Consider the following 20,444-nt stretch of genomic DNA (forward strand, 5'->3'; position numbering starts at 1 on the left):
ACCAGGGAGAGGACATGCGCAGGGATCCGATCATCATTGCAGGCGGCGGCATCGGCGGACTGGCCGCGGCGGTCGCGCTGGCTCGCAAGGGATTTGAGATCACCGTGCTGGAACGCGCGCCGCGCTATCAGGAGATCGGCGCCGGCATCCAGCTCGGTCCGAACGCCTTCCATGCCTTCGACCTCCTCGATCTCGGCGACGCCGCCCGCGCGATTGCGGTGTTCATCGACCAGTTGCGGCTGATGGACGCGATCTCGGCCGAGGAGATCACCAGCATCGATCTGACCAGCTATTTCCGCCAGCGCTTCGGCAATCCCTATGCGGTAGTGCATCGTGGCGATCTGCACGGCATCTTCCTGCGCGCCTGCGAGGCGCATCCCGGCATCACCTTACGCAGCGATTGCGATGTCGTCGGATATGACCAGGACGGCGCGACGGTCGTCGCGCGGCTGAAATCTGGCGAGCGCATCAAAGGTTGCCTACTGATCGGCGCGGACGGACTCAGGTCCCGGATTCGCCAGCAGATGGTCGATGACGGCCCGCCGCGAATCGCCGGCCACACCACCTATCGATCGGTGATTCCGACCGACCAGATGCCGGAGGATCTGCGCTGGAACGCCGCCACCCTATGGGCCGGCGCCAAATGCCATCTGGTGCACTACCCGCTGTCGGGCTGGAAGGTCTTCAACCTCGCCATCACCTGCCACAACGATCCCTTGGAAGCCTTTGCCGCGAAGCCAGTCACCCACGAGGAGGTGCTGGAAGGCTTTCGCGACGTCCATCCCCGCGCCAAGGCGATCATTCACCACGGCAAGGACTGGAAGGCCTGGGTGACCTGCGATCGCGATCCCGTCGAGCGCTGGGTCGACGGGCGCGCGGTGCTGCTCGGCGACGCCGCGCATCCGATGCTGCAGTACTTTGCCCAGGGCGCCTGCATGGCGCTGGAGGACGCGGTCTGGCTCGCCGAGCTGCTGGGCGAGATGCCCGATCGCATCGAGCATGCCCTGGAGAACTACCGGCAGGTTCGGCTGATGCGCACGGCGCGGGTCCAGCTTCAGGCCCGCGAACTCGGCACCCACGTCTATCATCCATCCGGCGTGCACGCGCTACTGCGCAATCAACTCATCCGCGAGACCAGCCTCGAGAAATTCTGCGACAAGCTGGCCTGGCTGTACGACTCGCCCTTCACGGAACGGCCGCGCGTCGCCGCCTAGCCGAGCCCGCTGATGTCGGCGACCAGCACCGTGCCCGTCACCGATTCCGTGATGTACAGCCGGTCGCGTTTGGCGCCGCCGATCGCGACATTGGTGCAACTTGGCCCGGCGCAGGACTTGATCCGCGCGATGCACTCGCCGTTCGGTGCGAACACGAAGACGTGGCCGAGCGAGGCGTGCGCGACGAACAATCGCCCGGCCCTGTCCATCGTCAGGCCGTCGGGGCCGCTGGGGCCGAACAGCGAGCAGAAGCGGCCCACTTTGGAGACGCTGCCGTCCTTCATGAACGGCGCACGCCAGACCGCATTGTCGCGCGTCATGGCGACGAACAGCACGGCCTCGTGCGGATCGAGCACCAGCCCGTTCGGGCTGATGCCGGTGTCGATCAGGCAGTCGAGCGCACCGCTCGTGCGCAGCCGATAGACCCGGCCGGTCGGATCGTGCAGCCCGGTCTGGCCCTGATCGGTGAAATAGATGTCACCGTTCGTGGCGATGTGCAGGTCGTTGCAGCCGCGGAACGATTCCGAATTGCGCGAACGCAGCAGCGGCGTGACCTCACCTGACTTGGCATCGAGCTCCATCAGCCCGTGCCGGTAATCGGCGATCAGGATGCGCCCCATCGGATCGATCTTCAGCCCGTTCGGCCAGCCGTCATATTCGGCGACCTGGGTCCATGACTTGTCCGGCGCGATCCTGAAGATGCGGCCGAACGGAATGTCGACGATGTAGAGATTGCCGTCAGCGTCGAATGACGGCCCTTCGATGAAGCAGTCGGTCACCGCGCCCGGCCGATTGGCGTCGGCCCACTCGCTCGCCACCTTGCGGCGGAACTCGGCCGGCACGGCGGAGAAGGTTTCGGTCGGGATCGGTTTCGGCGGCGTTTCCAGGAACATCATTTTTTTGGTTCACCCGTTGGCGGAACGGGGTGGACCATAGATCGATCTTTTCGTCATTGCGAGGAGCCCGCGCCAAAATTGCAAATGCAATTTTGCGCTGAAGCGAACGAAGCAATCCATCTCTCGGCAAGCGGAGATATGGATTGCTTCGCTTCGCTCGCAATGACGTGGATAGAGTTTCCGCTCGCAGCGGAACCGACGTCACGCGGCAAGCGCCGCCGACGACGACCGCCCTACTCCGCCGCCTGCGGGCCGCCATAGGCTTCCGAAATCATATAGCCCGACAGCGTGCCGTAGGCCGCCGTCCATGCAGCGGCGACATCGGGCGTCCAGGCGGCGCCGAGGCCTTTCTCCAAGGTCCAGAGCAATGCGCCGCCGACCACCGGATAGTGCTCGGGCCTCGCGCCATAGTTGACATGACGCTTGGCGAGTGCACTCGCGGCCGGCAGGATCGTGTCGAGATTGCTCAGCCCGTTGACGACGACGGCGAGCGTCGTCATCAGCTTCTTGCGCTGCTCCTTCATGTCGGCGGGAAACATTGCCTTTACGGCTGGCGCGACTTCGAACAAGCGATCGTAGAAAATGACCGCAGCTTGCTCCGAGATCGGCGCGACCTTGCCAAAGCTTTCCTGAACCAGCTTGATTTGGGCCGGATTCATCTCAACTCTCCTCGGTTCTGAAATGAATTCTGAAATGACTTTCCAAAATGCCAGCATTGGTAGCCGCATCCGGCGTTTCGGTTCAAAGCGGACGCGTTTGCCGCCGGCGTGATCATCAAGCCGCCTCGACGAAGCTGTGGCGCTCATAGAGGAATTCGAGCACGCGCTGCCGGCACTTCAGGTAGCCAGGGTTGTTCGCGAGCTCGAGCCGCTTGCGCGGGCGCGCCAAGGGTACCTCGAGCACCTCGCCGATCCGCGCGCTCGGGCCGTTGGTCATCATTACGATGCGATCCGACAGCAACACGGCCTCGTCGACGTCGTGGGTAATCATCAGGATGGTGTTGCCGAGCTTCTGGTGCAGCGCCATCACCGAATCCTGCAGATGCGCCCGGGTCAGCGCGTCGAGCGCGCCGAACGGCTCGTCGAGCAGCAGCACCTTCGGCTCCATCGCGAGCGCGCGTGCGATGCCGACGCGCTGCTTCATGCCGCCCGAGATTTCGCTCGGCCGCTTGTCCTTGGCATGCGCCATCTGCACCAGGCTGAGATTGTGCATCACCCAGGCGTCTCGCTCGACCCTGCTCTTGGTTCTGGCGAACACCTTGTCGACGCCGAGCTTGACGTTCTCGTAGACGGTCAGCCAGGGCAACAGGCTGTGGTTCTGGAACACGACGGCGCGATCAGGCCCCGGCGAGTTGACCTCGCGGTTCTCCAGCAGCACGCCGCCATTGGTGGCGCCGGTGAGGCCGGCCACGATGTTGAGCAGGGTCGACTTGCCGCAGCCGGAATGGCCGATGATCGAGACGTATTCGCCCTTCTCGATCGTCAGGTTGATGTCCTTCAGAACTTCCGTGGTAGCGTTGCCGCGGGTGAAAATCTTGTCGATGTGATCGAGCTTCAGATAGGCCTGCATGACTGGTCCTCCTCAGTTCGCCGCCGTGCCGCGGGTCACCACTTTGCCGAGGCCCGCAATGAGCCGGTCGAGCACGAAGCCGATGATGCCGACATAGAACAGCGCCAGGATGATTTCGCTGATGTGCGAGGAATTCCACGCATCCCAGATGAAGAAACCGATGCCGACACCGCCGATCAGCATTTCCGCGGCCACGATCGCAAGCCAGGACAGGCCGATGCCGATGCGCAGGCCGGTGAACATGTAGGGCGCGGCCGCCGGGATCATGATCTTGGTGAAGAACTCCAGCGGATTGAGCTGCACCACGGCAGCGACGTTACGGTAGTCCTGCGGGATGTTGCGGATGCCGACCGCGGTGTTGATGATGATCGGCCACACCGAGGTGATGAAGATGACGAAGATCGCCGACGGCTGGCCGTCGCGGAATGCGGCGAGCGACAGCGGCAGCCAGGCCAGCGGCGGAATCGTCCGCAGCACCTGGAACAGCGGATCGAGCCCGCGCATCGCCCAGACCGATTGCCCCACCAGCGTGCCGAGCGCGATGCCCGCGATCGCCGCCAGCGAGTAGCCGTAGGCGACGCGCTGGAGGCTGGCGGAAAGATGCCAGAACAGGCCCTTGTCGATGCCGCCATGGTCGAAGAACGGATCGAGGATCAGCTCCCTGGTGTCCTTGAACACTTTTGACGGCGGCGGCAGGCTGGAGCCGGCTCGCCGGCAGATCAGCTCCCACACCACCAGTAGCAGCGCGACCACGAACAGTGGCGGCACCACGCGCACCGCGGTCTCCTTCGCAATCCTCGCGTAGGTCTCTGCGCGCGGCGGGCGCTTCGGCGTCATGGTCACGACCGGCGCGGGGGCGGTCGGCGGAATCGCCACCGCCGACACTTCGGTCTTCATGGCAGGCATCGACATTGACAGATGATCTCCGTGAAAAAGGGAGAGCCGCGCGCGAGGCGCAGCTCCTCAAATCAGACGTCGACGCGCTTGATGGACAGCGACTTCAGGTAGGCGGCGGGATCGGCGGGATCGAACACCTTGCCGTCGAAGAAGGTCTCCTTGCCGCGCGAGGTCGAGGTCGGGATCTCCGATGCCGGCACGCCGAGCTCCTTGGCGGCCTCCTTCCAGAGATCCTCGCGGTTGACCTTGGCGATCAGCGCCTTGGTGTCGAAGCCGGCCTCATACTTGCCCCAGCGGATGTCCTCGGTCAGGAACCAGAGGTCGTGGCTCTGATAGGGATAGGAGGCGTTGTCGCTCCAGAACCGCATCTGCTGCGGCGAGTTCTCGACCACGCGGCCGGTGCCGTAGTCGAACTTGCCCTTCATGCGATCGCTGATGTCTTCCACCGGGCAGTTGATCCACTGCCGCTTGGCGCAGATCGCCGCGGTCTCCTCGCGATTCTCCACCTTCTCGCACCACTGCTGGGCTTCCATCACGGCCATCAGCAGCGCCTTCGCAGCCTTCGGGTTCTTGTCGACCCAGGCAGCGCGCAGACCGAAGGACTTCTCCGGATGCTTGTCCCAGAGCTCGCCCGTCGTGATCGCGGTGTAGCCGATCTCCTTATGGATCAGCTGCAGATTCCACGGCTCGCAGACGCAGAAGCAATCCATCGTGCCGACCTTCATATTGGCCACCATCTGCGGCGGCGGCACCACGATGGTCTCGATGTCCTTGTCGGGATCGATGCCGCCGGCGGCGAGCCAGTAGCGGATCCACAGATCGTGCGTGCCGCCGGGGAAAGTCATCGCGGCCTTCACCGCCTTGCCGGAGGCCTTCTTCTTCTCCAGCGCCGCCTTGAACGGCCCAGTGTCGATGCCGACCTTGAGATCGGCATATTCCTTGGCGACCGAGATGCACTGACCGTTCAGATTGAGCCGCGCCATGATGTACATCGGCGTCGGCTGATTGTTCTGCGTCACCTTGCCGGCCGAGATCAGGTACGGCATCGGGGTCAGGATGTGCGCGCCGTCGATGCCGTTGCCCTCGGAGCCGAGCACGAGATTGTCGCGCGTGGTGCCCCACGAGGCCTGCTTCTGCACCTCGACGTCGGGCATGCCGTACTTGGCGAAGATGCCCTTCTCCTTGGCGACGAACAGCGGCGAGGCGTCGGTGAGCGCGATGAAGCCGAGCTTGGCGCCCTTCACTTCCGGGCCCCCGCCCTGCGCGAATGCACCGGCGGGGAAGTTGAGCCTGGCCGCTGCGAGCAGCGCGGCGGCGCCGCCGGTTGCCTTCAAGAGCCGGCGACGGCTGATCGCGCGGCCCGGGGGCTTGATGGTGGGCTTGGTCATCGGTCGTCCTTTGCGTCGTTGCGTTGCGGTGATGCGGCTTTGCGTCGAGCGCCCTCCTTCGGGTGGCGACGCGCGCAGGGCGCAAATGGGCATGCACCGGGGAGGCCCCGGTCTGGCGGCGTCAGAAATCCGATGGGGTGGCCTCGAGGGACGGCTTCAATGGCGTCGGGGCTTGACTATTCAAGCCTTGTGCCAAGCTACCGCACCGCAAAAATCGATTTTATTGCAAAGTCTTGCGCAACATGTCGCAGCGCGCGTGGAGCTTGCGCGCGCTGCCAAAAATTGCGATTCGCTTAAATCTTGTGCGCCGCACAAGAATTGGGCAAGCGCCTTCGATGATCGCGATCAGGCGTCTTCGGCAACCTTGGTGCCGAGCGGCGCCGGCGCCATTCCGCCACCGGGCTTCACGCGGAATTCGTAGGTCATCAGGCTCCACGGACCATCCGACCGCGCGCCATCCGGCATCACAGCATCGGTGCGCCGCTCGACCTTGGCGATCAGCTCGTCCTTCACGCCGAACACGACGTCGGAATCGATGTACTCGTCGCCTTCGACGAACACATGCGTGATCAGCGGCTCATGGCCCTTGGCGTTGACCAGGAAGTGCACATGCGCCGGCCGCATCGGATGCCGGTTGGTCTGCGTGATCATCTGCCCGACCGGGCCGTCGGTCGGGATCGGATAGCTGCAAGGCACGATAGTGCGGAAGAAGAAGCGGCCGTCGGCATCGGTGATGAAGCGCGCCCGCGACGACGGGCCTTCGCTGGCATAGCTCGGCTTCTGCGAGTCGTAGAACCCGTCGTCGTCCGCGTGCCAGACATCGACCGGCACATTGGCCAGCGGCTTGCCGTCGAGATCGGTGACGCGGCTTTGCACGAACATGCGCTCGCCGGGCAGGCTCGCCGAGATGTCGGTGCCGTGCGGCGTCACCTTGTGCTCGCCGACATAGAACGGGCCGAGCACGGTGGTCTCGGTCGCGCCGCCGCGATCCCTGTGGTTGACCGCATCGACCAGCATCGACACGCCGAGCACGTCGGACAGCAGGATGAACTCCTGGCGGATGTCGGTGCACTTCTGACCGGTGCGGGTCAGGAAGCCGATGGCGTGGTCCCATTCCTCGAAGGTGAGATCGGTCCTGCGCACAAAATCGTGCAGCGACTTCACCAGTTCCTGCAGCAGGAACTTGGCCCGCGGATCTGGCGTCTGGTCGAAGCTGCGGATGACGGCGGCGGTGAGCTCGGTTTCGTTGAACTGGGTCATCTCGGCGTTTCCCTTGAGGGCCCTTCAGGGCGCGATTGCAGGGGCGACCGTACACCACCGGCCAGGTGCCGGTAAGCGGCAGCCGATTGCTGCAGCGGACACTTTTCGGCTATCAAGGCTGCCTCGCCAGCCGGAGAAAATCCCCGATGTTAGCTCCCACGCCCGCCTCGCCCGAATCCGCGGGAATGTCGACCACCGCCCTCAACCGCCTCGAAGCGCATTTGAAGAGCCGCTACATCGATTCCGGCCGCTTTCCCGGCACCCAGGTCCTGATCTACCGCCGCGGCAAGATCGTGCATTCCACCGTCCAGGGCTTCGCCGATCTCGAGCGCAAGGCGCCGATGAAGGACGACACCATTTTCCGCATCTATTCGATGACCAAGCCGATCACCTCGGTCGCCTTCATGATGCTGGTCGAGGAAGGCAGGGTCGCACTCGACGAGCCGGTCGCCAAATACATTCCGGAATGGAAGAACCTCGGCGTGTTCGTCGCCGGCACCGCGCCGGCGTTCCTGACCCGGCCGCCAACGCGGCCGATGCAGATCGTCGACCTCTTGCGCCACACTTCGGGCCTCACCTACGGCTTCCAGCAGCGCTCCAATGTCGACGCCGCCTATCGCGAAAAGAAGATCGGCGAGGTCATCAAGGCCGGCACGCTCGACAGCATGATCGAGGATCTGGCGAAGATCCCGCTGGAGTTCTCGCCGGGTGAGGCCTGGAATTACTCGGTCTCCACCGACGTGCTCGGCTATCTCGTCGGCAAGATTTCCGGCATGCCGTTCGAGCAGTTCCTGAAGGAGCGTATCTTCATGCCGCTCGGCATGAACGACACCGACTTCTTCGTGCCTTCAGACAAGGCGCACCGCTTTGCCGCCTGCTATTCCGCCGACCCGCAGGGTGGCTTCAACCCGCTCGCCGCCGAGCGCAAGGGCACGCTGACGCTGCAGGACGATCCGACCACCAGCTCGTTCCTGTCGCCGCCATCGCTGGTCTCGGGCGGCGGCGGACTGTGCTCGACCGCGGCCGACTATCTGACCTTCTGCCGCGCGCTGCTCAACGGCGGCGAGCTCGGCGGCGTCCGGCTGCTCGGCCCGAAGACGCTGAAGCTGATGGCCAGCAACCATCTGCCCGGCGGCGTGGACCTGCCGGCGATGTCGCGCTCGATGTTCGCCGAAGCCGCCTATAACGGCATCGGCTTCGGCCTCGGCTTCGCCGTCACCATGCACCCGGCGCAGACGCTGATCGCGGGCAGCCCGGGCGAATTCAACTGGGGCGGCGCCGCGACGACGTCGTTCTTCATCGATCCGGCCGAGGAGCTGATCACCATCTTCATGACCCAGGTGCTGCCGTCGAGCGCCTATCCGCTGCGGCGCGAGCTGCGCACCATGGTCTACGCCGCGATCACCGAGAGCAATCTCTGACCAAAAGTTCTTCCGCGGCGCACGGTGTGCGCCGCGGAATTTTCAGATTGCCGGTCATTTCCTTTGGCGGACTTTTCCCGCCTCCCCTACGCTCACCGCAAATGGGCACCGACCCGGGGACATCGTGCCGAAACTGACATTGCCAGTGCGTCTCGCGCTTCTGGTCACGGGGACGATGTTGCCGCTGATCGTTTTCGCGGTCGGGATCGTCTTCCACAACTACCAGCGGGATCGTCAGGCGGCCACGCAGCGCGTGCTGGAGACGGCGCGCAGCATCCGACTGCTGCTCGATGCGGAAATGCAGCGCATGACCGGCGGGCTGCAGGTGCTGGCGCTGACCAACTCGCTGCGCAACAGCGACTTCGACAACTTCCGCCGCGTCGCGGCCGGCTTCCTCGACCAATACGGCAAGGACGGTGTGGTGCTGGTGGCCGACCGCCGCGGACGCCAGGCGTTCTCCTCGCTGACGCAGGACACCGCGAGCCTGCCGCCGCGCAACAATCTCGAGATCGTCGAGAAGGTGTTTGCGACGCGGCAGCCGCAATACTCCAACCTGTTCTTCGGCGAGGTGAAGCAGCAACTGATCATCACCGTCGAGGTACCGGTGATCCGCGACGGCGAAGTGCTCTACGACATCTCCTTCAGCCCGCCGATCGAGGTGTTCCAGGCCATGATCGAGAGGCAGCGCCTGAACCAGGACTGGACCATCTCGATCTTCGACGGCGACGGCGTCAACCTCGCCCGCGTGCCAAATCCGCAGGCGACCATCGGGCAGCAGGCTTCGCCAACGCTGTTTGCCGAGATGTTCCGCCGCAGCGAGGCGACACTGCCGACCGTCTCGCTCGAAGGCGTGGCGTTGATCACGGGCTTCACCCGATCGCGCCTAACCGGCTGGACCGTCGCCGCTGGCATCGCCGAGAACTCGCTGGTGGCGCCGCTGTGGCGCTCGCTGGCGATCACCAGCGTGATCGGCGGCGTCCTGCTGCTGGTCGGCCTCGGCTTTGCGGTGCGGATGGCGACCACGATCGCGCGCGGCGAGATGCTGCACGATCTCCTGATCGAGGAGCTCAACCACCGCGTCAAGAACACGCTGGCGATCCTGCAATCGATCGCCACGCAGACCTTCCGCAGCGCGAGCCGCGCCGAGCGCGACAAGTTCGAGGGACGGCTCGGCGCACTCGCCGAGGCGCACAATTTGCTCTCCACCGACAAATGGCAGGGCTCCGACCTCCAGGACGTGGTCAGCCGCGTGCTGCGGCCCTATCTCTTGAACGCATCCGAGCGGGTCAGGATGTTCGGACCGCGCGTGCCGCTGTCGCCCCGGCTTGCCCTGGTGCTGTCGATGCTGCTGCATGAGATGGCGACCAACGCCGCCAAATATGGCGCGCTGTCCAACGACACCGGCACGGTGACGCTGGACTGGGAAATCCTCGGAGAGAGCCCCGGACCGAAGCTCCGGATGATCTGGACGGAGGCCGGCGGCCCACCCGTCACGGCGCCGGTGCAGCGCGGCTTCGGCTCCCGCCTGATCGAGCGCAGCGCCCGCGACCAGCTCGGCGGCGAGGCCAGCGTGGATTTCCTGCCCCACGGCGTCGTCTACACGGTGACCTGCACCCTCGAAACCGCCGACTGACCGGGCAAATGCCCCCCAAACCTGCGACATCTTGGCACGCAAGTTGCTAAGATGGGACGAGTTCGGCCGGCCAGAACACCGGCCAGAGACAGGGGGAGTTCATGTCGACCATCGCAGCGGAAGCCACAGTTGCACGCAAGCCGCTCTACACATCGTTGTTCGTGCAGGTGCTCGTCGCGCTGCTGCTCGGTATCATCATCGGCATGGCCGCGCCCGATTTCGCGATCGGGCTGAAGATCTTCAGCGACGCCTTCCTGAAGCTGATCTCGATGATCGTGGCGCCAATCGTGTTCTGCGTGGTGGTGCACGGCATCGCGGGCGCCGGCGACCTCAAGAAGGTCGGACGCGTCGGCGTCAAGGCGCTGGTGTATTTCGAGGCGATGACGACGGTCGCGCTGGTGGTCGGCCTGATCCTGGCCTACCTGTTCGGGCCCGGTCACGGCATGAACATCGACACCTCGACGCTGGATGCCAAGGCGCTCGGCAACTATGCCAGCAACGCGCAGAAGCTGAAGGGCGAAGGCATCGGCAGCTTCCTGCTCAACATCATCCCGACCACCTCGTTCGACGCGCTGTCGCGCAACGACGTGCTGCAGGTCTTGTTCTTCGCCATCATCTTCGGCGTCAGCCTGGCGCTGGTTGGCGGCGAGAAGGGCGAGAGGATCTCCTCGTTCATCGACGCGGTCTCGACCGTGCTGTTCCGCGCCATGGGCCTGATCGTGCGTTTCGCGCCGATCGGCGTGCTTGGCGCCGTCGCCTACACGGTCGGCAAATACGGCGTCGGCTCGCTGAAGCAGCTGCTGTCGCTGGTGGCGCTGTTCTACGTCTCGGTCGCGGTCTTCGTGCTCGGCGTGCTCGGCACCGTGATGGCGCTTGCCGGCATCAATATCCTCAAGTTCCTCGGCTACCTGCGCGAGGAGTTGATGATCGTGGTCGCAACCGCATCCTCCGACGCGGTTCTGCCGCAGGTGATGCGCAAGCTGGAGCGCTTCGGCGTCAAGGATTCGGTGGTCGGCCTCGTGATTCCGACCGGCTATTCCTTCAACCTCGACGCGTTCTCGATCTATCTGACGCTGGCGGTCGTCTTCATCGCGCAGGCAACCAACACGCCGCTATCGTTCGGCGACCTGCTGCTGGTGCTCGGCGTGTCGCTGATCACCTCGAAGGGCGCGCATGGCGTGCCGGGCTCGGCGATCGTGATCTTGGCGGCGACACTCAATGCCGTGCCAAGCATCCCGGCGATCGGCCTCGTGCTGGTGCTGTCGGTCGACTGGTTCATCGGCATGGCGCGCGCAGTCGGCAATCTGATCGGCAACTGCGTCGCCACCGTCGTGGTCGCGGCATGGGAAGGTGACCTGGACCGGGACAAGGCGCGCCGCGTGCTTGAAGGCACCGAGGCAGTCGACGTCACCGCGGGCTGAGTCGCGCGACACAACCCGGCGGCGTCCCGCGCACGGCGCGGGGCGCTGGCTTACTTGATCAGCCGCAGATACGGCGGCAACTGCCTGGTCACCGGTTCCTGCACCGGCTCATCCGACGCGATCATGTCACACAGCGCCTTCAACTCGGAATCCGTCACCTTGTGCAGTTCCATCCGAAGCTCGAGGATGGCAAGGGACAACAGCCGCGCCGTCTCCGTGTTCGCCCGGTCAGTCAGAAACGCCTGACATTCTTCCAGGGTTGCCAGCAGCGCCAGCAACCGTTCTTCCGTATTTGCGACCGGCATATCTTCCACTCCCGAAGCCGCGAGGTAGAGTCGAGGTGTTCCCCTCTTCCGCTTCATTTGGCCTCTCCTGCCAGAGTTCGCCGGCTTTCCGTAGGCGCACAATTGTTCCCGATGATTCAGAACTTTTAGGCAATTGTCCAGCAACATTCCGAAAGCCTGACTTGGACTTACGTCAAACTTTTGGTTTTCGCGGCGGTTCAGTCAAGCAACCGCAGACCGTCGCCGCGACCTCAGGATGCACTAGCTGGGGTTGCATCCATACTAGGACGCTCGTACAATATTGGCTGCCCGTAGAACTACGGGAGCAGTGCAATGCCGCCCAGTAAGCATGCGCGCAAAATCTGTGTCGATCAAACTCGCGCTAGTTGTGGTTTGGTCAATATTTTGCCAAATGTAGAGGGCGGGGTGTCGACAGACACCTTGGCGCGGTCGACTTCAGGTAGTCGACCGAGTCGGTACTTGGGTGTTTCCAATGCGCATGTGCGTTTGGATACTATCCCGCGATCTTCTTGGATTTCGTAGTTCAGACGAACTGACGATCCACTCGAGCTTAACGCGGTACATCATGAACGTGTCCCTGACCCGACCGGGCCAGGGATTCTCGATTTGAAGGACGGGTCACAAGAATGAACAGATCAGCAGCAAAGAAGATGAAGCAGCGCAGTGCCGGCAAGCCTGACATTGAGTTGGGTAAGCGGATTCGCCTGCGCCGTGTCGAGCAGAAGATCTCGCAGGCGGAGCTCGGCGACAAGCTGGGCGTCAGCTTCCAGCAGGTGCAGAAGTACGAGAAGGGCGTGAACCGTGTCGGCGCCGCCCGCCTTCAGCAGATCGCGAGCGCGCTGGACGTGCCGGTGACCTTCTTCTACGACGGCGACAACAAGGCCCGCGAAGTCGAGAGCCTGCTGTTCCTCGACAGCGCGTTCAGCCTCCGGTTGCTGCGCGCCTACAGCAAGATCAAGGACCAGACCGTGCAGCGCCAGCTGGTGTCGCTGATGGAATCGATCGCCGCCAACGAAGACTGACGGCAGCGCGGTACGGTCGCGAGACCGCGAGCGCGATCGACCAGAACGAGCGGATCGGCCGGCAGCCGGTCATGGAGCTGCCACGCGCCGGTCGAACCGGGAAGATATCGAAGCGCTGCCATCGGCGATGGCAGCGCTTTTTCTTTGTCCGTTCGGCGCCGCCAGGTCCTTGCCCCCGGCTTCGGCACAACGCGTGAGCGGTCTCCGCGTTGATGCGCGCCACAAGGTCGTGCGGCCGCGATGCCGACGATGGCGACAGCCCCAGGCCGGCAAGACGGTCACGGTAATGTTCCGACCGCAACCAAAACTTAATCAAGACGCAACGGTCTCGGGATAGATCATCACCTCCGGACGAACGCGCCGCCCCCTCCATTTTTCGCGCAAGCGACGCAGTCCGGAGAATCGAGATATGCAGAGAGTGACACTCGTCGTCGCAGCCACGATGCTTGCGGCTCTACCGGCATTCGCCCAAACCGCGGGCGCGCCCGGCCCGACTGCGCCGGTCCCGCCTCATCATGCGCTGCCGGCTGCGGCACCGGCGGCCACCCAGCCAAGCCAGGCCAAGTCGGCCTCGGTCGCGGAAACGCGATCGGCTGCCGCGCTCGCGTTGTCGCGCGAGCCAACCTACGACCAGGGCAGCGCACAACGCATTCGCGACGTGGCGAAGAGCTATTCCGATCTCGCCGCCCGCGGCGGTTGGCCTACGATCCCCGCGGACGCGAAATTTGCGTTGGGCATCCAGGGCGCCAATGACGATCTGCTGCGCAAGCGTCTGATCATCACCGGCGACCTTGCCGCCGACAAGGCCGCCGGCGCCTATGATGAAGTCCTGGCCGACGCGGTGAAGCACTTCCAGACACGCCACGGGCTCGCGGCGACCGGCACGGTGACGCCGCGGACGCTGGCTGCACTCAACGTTCCCGTGCAGAAGCGGATCAAGCAGCTCGAGGCCTCGCTGGAGCGGCTTGACCAGATGGATTTCCAGTTCGGCCAGCGCTATGTCGTGGTCAACGTTCCCGCCACCTTCGCCGAGGCCGTCGAGGACGACAAGGTCGTGCGGCGCTACCGCGTGATCGTCGGCAAGACCGAGAAACCCTCGCCGACGCTGACGTCCGAGATCACCGACGTCATTCTCAATCCGACCTGGACGGTGCCGTTATCGATCACCAAGACGGAGATCGCGGCGCATATGCGCAAGGATCCGACCTACCTGTCGCGCATGCACATGGACGTGCTCGACGCCCACGACAACCCGATCGATCCGCGTTCGGTCGACTGGTCGGGCGATCACGCGCAGAACATCACGGTGCGTCAGCAGAGCGGTGCATGGAATGCGCTCGGCGCGGTCAAGATCGACATGCCGAACTCCTATTCGGTCTACATGCACGACACCAATCAGCACAGCCTGTTCAACGACGACTATCGCTTCGATTCGCATGGCTGCTCGCGCGTCGACAATGTCCGCGACCTCGCGGCATGGCTGCTGAAGGACCAGCCGCAATGGACCCGCGCTGCCATCGATGCCGCGATCGCCGCCGGGCAGCGTCAGGACGTCCGCATGCTGAAGAAGGTGCCGGTGGCCTGGGTCTACCTCACGGCGTGGATGACGAAGGACCGGACCATCCAGTTCCGCAACGATGTCTACGACCAGGACCAGCAACTCCTTGAAGCCACCGCGGAGGAAGCTGCCTTCTTCAACAAGGCCGCCGAACATCCGCTGACCACGCAGTAGGCGCTTTTCCGCGAAGCGCGACCAAACGTCATCACGTCTTGTTTGCGCCTCGCCATTCTGTCGCGCGGCCAATTGTCGCCCGCGCATCGAGCGACCTCACAACTCCCGCATTTCCTGCGTTGAACCGGCGTCGCCGGAACCAAGTGCACCTGCCTGTCTTTTTGTCGCAGCAACGAAGTGGCCGCGTGGACGTTTTCAGGCTTCAACCAAGGAGATCTCAATGAATATCAAGCTTGCCGTTATTGGACTGGCCGCGCTCGGAAGCGCAGCTTTGATGTCCGGTGCGGCGTCGGCGATGCCGAACGGGCTTCCGCAGGCCAGCCACATCGCAGGCGAAACGTCCAATATCGACAAGGTGCGCCAGGTCTGCGATCGCTGGGGCCGCTGCTACTGGCAACCGGGCTACGGCTACGGACCGCGCCATCACGGCTGGCATCACCGTCCGCACTTCTACCCCCGCCATCATCACGGGCACCGTCATCACGGCGGAGGCGGACATCATGGTGGCGGCCATCACGGCGGCGGACATCACGGCGGACACCGGCGCTAATCGTCAGCGAGGGGGCTTCGGCCCCCTCACCTTTGCGCACCACAGCGTGGTGAGAACACAAAGCGCCGCCAGCTTCTGTTGCCGGGCGGCCAGTGCCGACTACGTCTGCCCCGCGCGGCGGACGAGCACATTCTCGAGGAAGAGATACTCGATGCCGGTACCGAGGAAGGTGTCGATGGCTTCGCGCGGCGTGTTGACGATCGGCTGCCCCTTCACGTTGAAGCTCGTGTTCAGCACCATCTCGCGGCCGGTCGCCCGGCCGACGGCCCGCAGCAGCGCGTGGAATTCCGGATTGTCCCTGGCGCCGACCGTCTGCACGCGGGCCGAGCCGTTGACATGGGTGATCGCCGGCAGTGCGGCGCGGTGCTCGGGGCGCACGTCGGCGGTCATGATCATGTAGGGAAGCTCGAGCCCTTTCGGGACCTCGAACCATTCATGCACCTGCTCGAGGCTGACCGCCGGCGCGAACGGGCGGAAGGCTTCGCGCATCTTGACCATCGCGTTGATGCGGTCGCGCATCTCAGGATGACCGGGATCGGCGAGGATGCTGCGGTGTCCGAGCGCGCGGGGGCCGAACTCCATCCGTCCACGATACCAACCGAGCACGCGTCCGGCCGCGATCAGCCTCGCCGCTGCCGCGCAGGTCTCGTCGAGATCCGCAAAGCGCGTGATCTCGACGCGGCCGGCGGTTTCGGCCAGTGCCCGGTTGATCTCGGTTTGCGCGTGTGCGGGGCCGAGAAAAGGCACCGGCATGCGGACGTTCTTCACGCCGCGGTCGCGCGATGCCGACCAGAGCGCGGCGCCGAGCGCGGAGCCATCGTCGCCGGCGGCCGGCTGCACGTAGATCTCGTCGAACAGGCCGGACTGCAGCAGGCGGCCGTTGGCAGTGCAGTTGAGCGCGACACCGCCCGCCATCGCGAGCCTGCGCAGGCCGGTGCTGCGGCCGAAATGACCGCAGATGTGGAGCATGACGCTGTCGAGGCATTCCTGCAGCGCCGCGGCGACGTCGCGATGGCCGTCGGTGACGTCGCCGTCGGGCGCGCGAGCCGGGATCAGATGCTCGCCGAGATGGCGTCGCGTCGCGCCGTAGGTCTCGCGATCCTTTCGCTCGGTGTTGAGGCGGAGCAGCGGAATCCTGATCAAGCCGTCGTCGCGCAGTTCCACGGTCCGCTCGAAGAAAGCACGGTGGCGGGCGGGATCGCCATAGGGAGCAAGCCCCATGATCTTGTATTCGTCGGAGTTGAAATCGAAGCCGAGATGCAGCGTCAGGGTGGAATAGAGGATGCCGATCGAATCCTGGGCGGTGATTTCCGCGAGCTTTTCGATCGCGTTGTCGTGCGCGTGATAGACAGTGACGGCGTGGACCTCGCCCATGCCGTCGAGCACCACCACCAGGCACTCGTCCCATCCTGAGGTGTAGTAGGCGCTGGCGGCGTGGGACAGATGATGGTTGACGTGATGGACCTTGCCGGCGGGAAATCCCGGCAGATGCTCATCCAGCTGTGAGAGCAGTTTTTCACGCGAAAACACCTCCCTGTATTGCCGGGCGGAGGTCGGATCCAGCATGAACGCGGCCTTGTAGGGCGCATAGTCGAAGCCGTGAGAGACCACGTCAATGTCGGATGGCTTCAGGCCAGCGGTGTCCAGGCAGTAGCTGACAGCGCCGATCGGAAAATCACCCGTGTGCTTCTTGCGATTGAAACGCTCTTCGGCGGCACCGGCGACGATCCTGCCATCGACCACCAGCACCGCAGCGGAATCGTGGCCTTGTGAGATCCGGTATTCGCGCTCCTCCAGGCCCGGCCAGTGCTTCCTCTTGAAGGGGATCGAGTTCTCGAATCCACTGATGCCGATCACTTTCGTCATATTCAACAACCCCTGGACGGATCACGCTCAAGGGAAACTCGAACAGGTTGCGCGGCATCGTTGCAGAGAAACCGGAGCAATCAAAGGGCCGCAAAAGGTGCAGTGCGCCGCCCCCGAATAGTTGGCGGAGCATTCGTTCCCATCCGCTTGACGGAGTACCACCTTTGCGTCGGGGGAGCTCACGAACGCATCTGCTACCATGACCCGGTTCTCCACCAGCCACGGCGTTTCGACGCCTTTTGGACGGAGGTGGATGATGGATATGTTTTCCGACATTCGGTTCGACGTCTTCAGCACGTGCCCGCAATCCGGCGCGGTGCAGTCGGCGGACTATGTCGAACGGGTGCAGGCCGTCGCCCGCTGGAGCGAAGAGGCGGGCTGCAAGGGAATCCTGGTCTATACGGAAAATTCCCTGGTCGATCCCTGGCTCGTCTCGCAGGTGATCCTGCAGAGCACCAAGGAACTCTGTCCGCTGGTGGCGGTGCAGCCGGTCTACATGCATCCGTACAGCGTCGCCAAGATGGTGAGCTCGTTTGCGCATATGTACGGGCGCCGGCTCTATCTGAACATGGTCGCGGGCGGCTACACGACCGAGCTTGCGGCACTCGGCGACGCGACGGCGCACGACAGGCGGTACGCGAGGCTCGTCGAATACACCGCCATCATCAAGCTGCTGCTGGAGAACGCCGAGCCGGTAACGCACGAAGGCGAATTCCATGCCGTCCGCAATCTGAGAATGACCCCGCCACTGCCGCGGGAATTGCTGCCCGGCATATTCGTGTCGGGCTCCTCGGAAGCCGGGCTCGCTGCCGCCAAGGTGCTGGGCGCAACACCGGTGAAGTATCCCAAGCCGGCCGCAGAGTACGGGCAGGCCGATACTGACTGCGTCGGGTCGGGCGTGCGCGTCGGCATCATCGCCCGCGCGAGCGCCGAGGAGGCCTGGCGGGTCGCGCATGAACGTTTCCCGACCGACAAGAAGGGGCAGCTGGCACACAAACTGGCCATGAAGGTCTCGGATTCGGCGTGGCACAAGCAGATGTCCGATCTCGCGGCCGAGACGGCCGCCCAGGACACGCCGTATTGGCTGGTGCCGTTCGAGAACTACAAGACCTTCTGTCCGTATCTGGTCGGCGACTACGGGGTCGTCTCCGACGAACTCGCGCGCTACGCCGCGGCCGGCTACGGGACCTTCATCCTGGACATCCCACCCACCCGCGAGGAACTGGTCCATACGGGCGAGGTCTTCGGACAGGCGCTGACGAAGGCCCGGCGTCTGAAGTCATCAGCGCTTCGCGATCCGGCGCGTCAGGGCCTTGCAGGCTAGTCTAGGCGATCGTTCGATGGAGTTGCGCGCGGACGGATCACGACGGTTGTGGACGGGCTTCCTGCGCTCGGCGAAGCTGTTTCCCGACCGTCCTGCCGTCATCGCACAAGGCACGTCGCTGTCGTATCGGCAGCTTCGCGAGGTTGCGATCCGCATCGCGGCCTGTATCCAGGCCCATCGCGAAGGGGCGTGGACGCCGCTGACTGCGGTGTTCGCGCATCGCAGCCCGACGGCGTTCGCCGGCGTGCTCGGATCGCTGCTGGCCGGAAACGGCTACGTACCGCTGAACCGTACCTTCCCGGTCGAGCGCACCAGGTCGATGCTCGTCCGCTCGGAGTGCCGCTCGATCATCGTCGACGCGGAATCCTTGCCGCAAATGGGCTCGCTCATGGCGGGCGTCGACGAGCCGCTGCTCGTGATCGCGCCCGATCTCGAAGATCCGCGCCCCTATCGCGAACGATGGCCGCGGCACACTGTCGTCGGCGCTGCCGATCTCGAAGGATATACCGACTGGCGCGATCCGGACGCGCGCGCGGACGCGATCGCCTATCTGCTGTTCACCTCCGGCAGCACCGGAATTCCGAAAGGGGTGATGGTCGCACACCGCAACGTCGCAGCCTATGTCGACCATGCCGCGGATCGCTTCGCCATCACGGAGCTGGACGTCGTCTCGCAGACCTTCGACATGACGTTCGACCTATCGGCTTCCGACATGTTCGTAGCGTGGGAACGCGGTGCCTGCGTGTGCTGCCCCTCGCAGAAGACGCTGATCAATCCGGGGCGGTACATCCGCGAGCAGGGATTGACGATCTGGTTCTCGGTGCCCTCGATGGTCGCACTGATGAAGCAGTCCGGCCTGCTGAAGCCGGGAGGGTTTCCCTCGCTCAGGCTCAGCCTGTTCTGCGGCGAGCCGCTGCCCGTCGCTAGCGTCGAGGCCTGGGCGATGGCCGCGCCGAACAGCGTCGTCGAGAACATCTACGGACCGACCGAACTGACCATCGCGTGCACCGGCTACCGGTGGGATCCGAAGCGCGGGCCGGCCGAAGCGGAGATGGGCATCGTGCCGATCGGCGCGCCGTTCCCGGGAATGGATGTGCTCGTCGTCGATGAGCACCTGAACGAGGTCGCGCCGGGCGCGGACGGCGAACTGCTGATGAGCGGTCCGCAGATGTCGCTCGGCTACTGGAAGGATCCCGGGAAGACCGCCGCGGCTTTCGTCGTCCCGCCCGGTCGGAAAGAGCTGTTCTACCGCACTGGCGACCGCGTGCGCCGGCCCGCCGGCGATGGTCCCCTGACCCATCTCGGCCGCTTGGATTCCCAGGTGAAGATCCTCGGGCACCGGGTGGAGCTCGGCGAGATTGAGGCGGTGGTGCGCGAGGCCTCGGGCGTCGATGGCGTCGTGGCGATCGGTTGGCCCATCAGCCCGAGCGGCTATGGCGGCATCGAAGTGCTTATCGAAGGCGGGCCGATTGATCTCGACGGGCTTCGCGCGGCGGTCGCCGCCCGGCTGCCGGACTACATGGTCCCGCGAAGATGGCACCTCCGCGGCCGGCTGCCCCGCAACGCCAACGGAAAATACGACCGCAAGGCCATGCCGGCGGTTCTGGGAGACAGTCAATGAGCGGTCCGACCACCGACGACGTCCGCGCATTCTTCGGCACTTTCCTCAACCGGAAGCTGGAGGACCGCGGACAGCGCCCGCTGCGTGATCTTCCCGACGACTACGACCTGCTGCTGTCGGGGGCGCTCGATTCGCTCGCCTTCGTCGAGATGATGATGGCGGCAGGCGAACACTTCGACAGGGAGATCGATTTCGAGAATCTCGATCCCGAACAGATGACGCTGATCGGGCCGCTGTGCCAGTTCGTGTCGGAGCAATTGGCGCAGCGTCGATTGCGAAACGGGCCGACCGGGTCGTCGCCGCCATACGGCTAGGGAGGGTTTTG

18 protein-coding genes are annotated in these 20,444 nt (G+C 64.4%); 10 read left to right on the top strand and 8 right to left on the bottom strand.

Annotated features, from left to right (window positions below; genetic code table 11):
- Window positions 1-14 precede the first annotated feature (14 nt).
- The gene (locus XH92_RS31815) at window positions 15-1,214 is read left to right on the top strand and encodes a 3-hydroxybenzoate 6-monooxygenase (protein WP_194455660.1); all 1,200 of its coding nucleotides are present in this window, start codon (window positions 15-17) and stop codon (window positions 1,212-1,214) included.
- Here the strand turns inward: XH92_RS31815 and XH92_RS31820 are convergent.
- From XH92_RS31820 to XH92_RS31845, 6 genes are all read right to left on the bottom strand, one after another.
- Window positions 1,211-2,110, bottom strand: coding sequence for an SMP-30/gluconolactonase/LRE family protein (locus tag XH92_RS31820; protein ID WP_194455661.1), 900 nt, complete (start codon window positions 2,108-2,110; stop codon window positions 1,211-1,213). The genes XH92_RS31815 and XH92_RS31820 overlap by 4 nt on opposite strands.
- 233 nt (window positions 2,111-2,343) lie before the next feature.
- Window positions 2,344-2,769 (bottom strand): globin family protein, encoded by a 426-nt coding sequence (locus tag XH92_RS31825; protein ID WP_194455662.1) that lies wholly within the window; start codon window positions 2,767-2,769, stop codon window positions 2,344-2,346.
- A 115-nt stretch (window positions 2,770-2,884) separates the two neighbouring features.
- A complete protein-coding gene (locus XH92_RS31830) occupies window positions 2,885-3,679 on the bottom strand; it encodes an ABC transporter ATP-binding protein (protein WP_194455663.1) in 795 nt (264 codons plus the stop codon).
- Window positions 3,680-3,691: 12 nt separating this feature from the next.
- Entirely contained in the window at window positions 3,692-4,591 is a 900-nt protein-coding gene (gene ntrB, locus XH92_RS31835; protein ID WP_194455664.1) for a nitrate ABC transporter permease, read from the bottom strand.
- Between the two features lie 56 nt (window positions 4,592-4,647).
- Entirely contained in the window at window positions 4,648-5,964 is a 1,317-nt protein-coding gene (locus XH92_RS31840; RefSeq protein ID WP_194455665.1) for a CmpA/NrtA family ABC transporter substrate-binding protein, read from the bottom strand.
- Window positions 5,965-6,309: 345 nt separating this feature from the next.
- Window positions 6,310-7,224: an intradiol ring-cleavage dioxygenase gene (locus XH92_RS31845; RefSeq protein WP_194455666.1), complete on the bottom strand. Its 915-nt coding sequence runs from the start codon at window positions 7,222-7,224 to the stop codon at window positions 6,310-6,312.
- Between the two features lie 146 nt (window positions 7,225-7,370).
- Between XH92_RS31845 and XH92_RS31850 the strand changes: the two genes are divergently transcribed.
- From XH92_RS31850 to XH92_RS31860, 3 genes are all read left to right on the top strand, one after another.
- Window positions 7,371-8,645: a serine hydrolase gene (locus XH92_RS31850; RefSeq protein ID WP_194455667.1), complete on the top strand. Its 1,275-nt coding sequence runs from the start codon at window positions 7,371-7,373 to the stop codon at window positions 8,643-8,645.
- A gap of 175 nt (window positions 8,646-8,820) precedes the next feature.
- Complete coding sequence (locus XH92_RS31855; protein ID WP_194461513.1) at window positions 8,821-10,278, top strand: sensor histidine kinase; 1,458 nt, start codon at window positions 8,821-8,823, stop codon at window positions 10,276-10,278.
- 101 nt (window positions 10,279-10,379) lie between these two features.
- Window positions 10,380-11,699 (top strand): dicarboxylate/amino acid:cation symporter, encoded by a 1,320-nt coding sequence (locus tag XH92_RS31860; protein WP_194455668.1) that lies wholly within the window; start codon window positions 10,380-10,382, stop codon window positions 11,697-11,699.
- Window positions 11,700-11,749: 50 nt separating this feature from the next.
- Here the strand turns inward: XH92_RS31860 and XH92_RS31865 are convergent, their stop codons facing one another.
- Window positions 11,750-12,061: a hypothetical protein gene (locus XH92_RS31865; protein ID WP_194455669.1), complete on the bottom strand. Its 312-nt coding sequence runs from the start codon at window positions 12,059-12,061 to the stop codon at window positions 11,750-11,752.
- Between the two features lie 569 nt (window positions 12,062-12,630).
- Between XH92_RS31865 and XH92_RS31870 the strand changes: the two genes are divergently transcribed.
- From XH92_RS31870 to XH92_RS31880, 3 genes are all read left to right on the top strand, one after another.
- Window positions 12,631-13,026, top strand: a complete 396-nt coding sequence (locus tag XH92_RS31870) for a helix-turn-helix domain-containing protein (RefSeq protein WP_094194089.1) — start codon at window positions 12,631-12,633, stop codon at window positions 13,024-13,026.
- Window positions 13,027-13,435: 409 nt separating this feature from the next.
- Complete coding sequence (locus XH92_RS31875) at window positions 13,436-14,758, top strand: murein L,D-transpeptidase (protein WP_194455670.1); 1,323 nt, start codon at window positions 13,436-13,438, stop codon at window positions 14,756-14,758.
- A gap of 220 nt (window positions 14,759-14,978) precedes the next feature.
- The gene (locus XH92_RS31880) at window positions 14,979-15,308 is read left to right on the top strand and encodes a hypothetical protein (RefSeq protein WP_194455671.1); all 330 of its coding nucleotides are present in this window, start codon (window positions 14,979-14,981) and stop codon (window positions 15,306-15,308) included.
- Window positions 15,309-15,407: 99 nt separating this feature from the next.
- Here XH92_RS31880 and XH92_RS31885 read toward each other — a convergent pair whose 3' ends face one another.
- Window positions 15,408-17,174 carry a carbamoyltransferase C-terminal domain-containing protein gene (locus XH92_RS31885; protein ID WP_194455672.1) on the bottom strand — a complete coding sequence of 589 codons (1,767 nt, stop codon included), beginning with the start codon at window positions 17,172-17,174 and terminating at the stop codon, window positions 15,408-15,410.
- A 256-nt stretch (window positions 17,175-17,430) separates the two neighbouring features.
- Between XH92_RS31885 and XH92_RS31890 the strand changes: the two genes are divergently transcribed.
- From XH92_RS31890 to XH92_RS31900, 3 genes are read left to right on the top strand one after another with little or no spacing between them, the layout of a single operon-like run.
- The gene (locus tag XH92_RS31890; RefSeq protein WP_210345486.1) at window positions 17,431-18,498 is read left to right on the top strand and encodes an LLM class flavin-dependent oxidoreductase; all 1,068 of its coding nucleotides are present in this window, start codon (window positions 17,431-17,433) and stop codon (window positions 18,496-18,498) included.
- 16 nt (window positions 18,499-18,514) lie between these two features.
- Complete coding sequence (locus XH92_RS31895) at window positions 18,515-20,119, top strand: amino acid adenylation domain-containing protein (RefSeq protein WP_194455674.1); 1,605 nt, start codon at window positions 18,515-18,517, stop codon at window positions 20,117-20,119.
- Window positions 20,116-20,433 carry an acyl carrier protein gene (locus XH92_RS31900; protein ID WP_194455675.1) on the top strand — a complete coding sequence of 106 codons (318 nt, stop codon included), beginning with the start codon at window positions 20,116-20,118 and terminating at the stop codon, window positions 20,431-20,433. The genes XH92_RS31895 and XH92_RS31900 overlap by 4 nt, the downstream gene beginning before the upstream one ends.
- Window positions 20,434-20,444 lie beyond the last annotated feature (11 nt).

It is taken from the genome of Bradyrhizobium sp. CCBAU 53421 (assembly GCF_015291625.1).
In the GTDB taxonomy this organism is placed as follows: domain Bacteria; phylum Pseudomonadota; class Alphaproteobacteria; order Rhizobiales; family Xanthobacteraceae; genus Bradyrhizobium.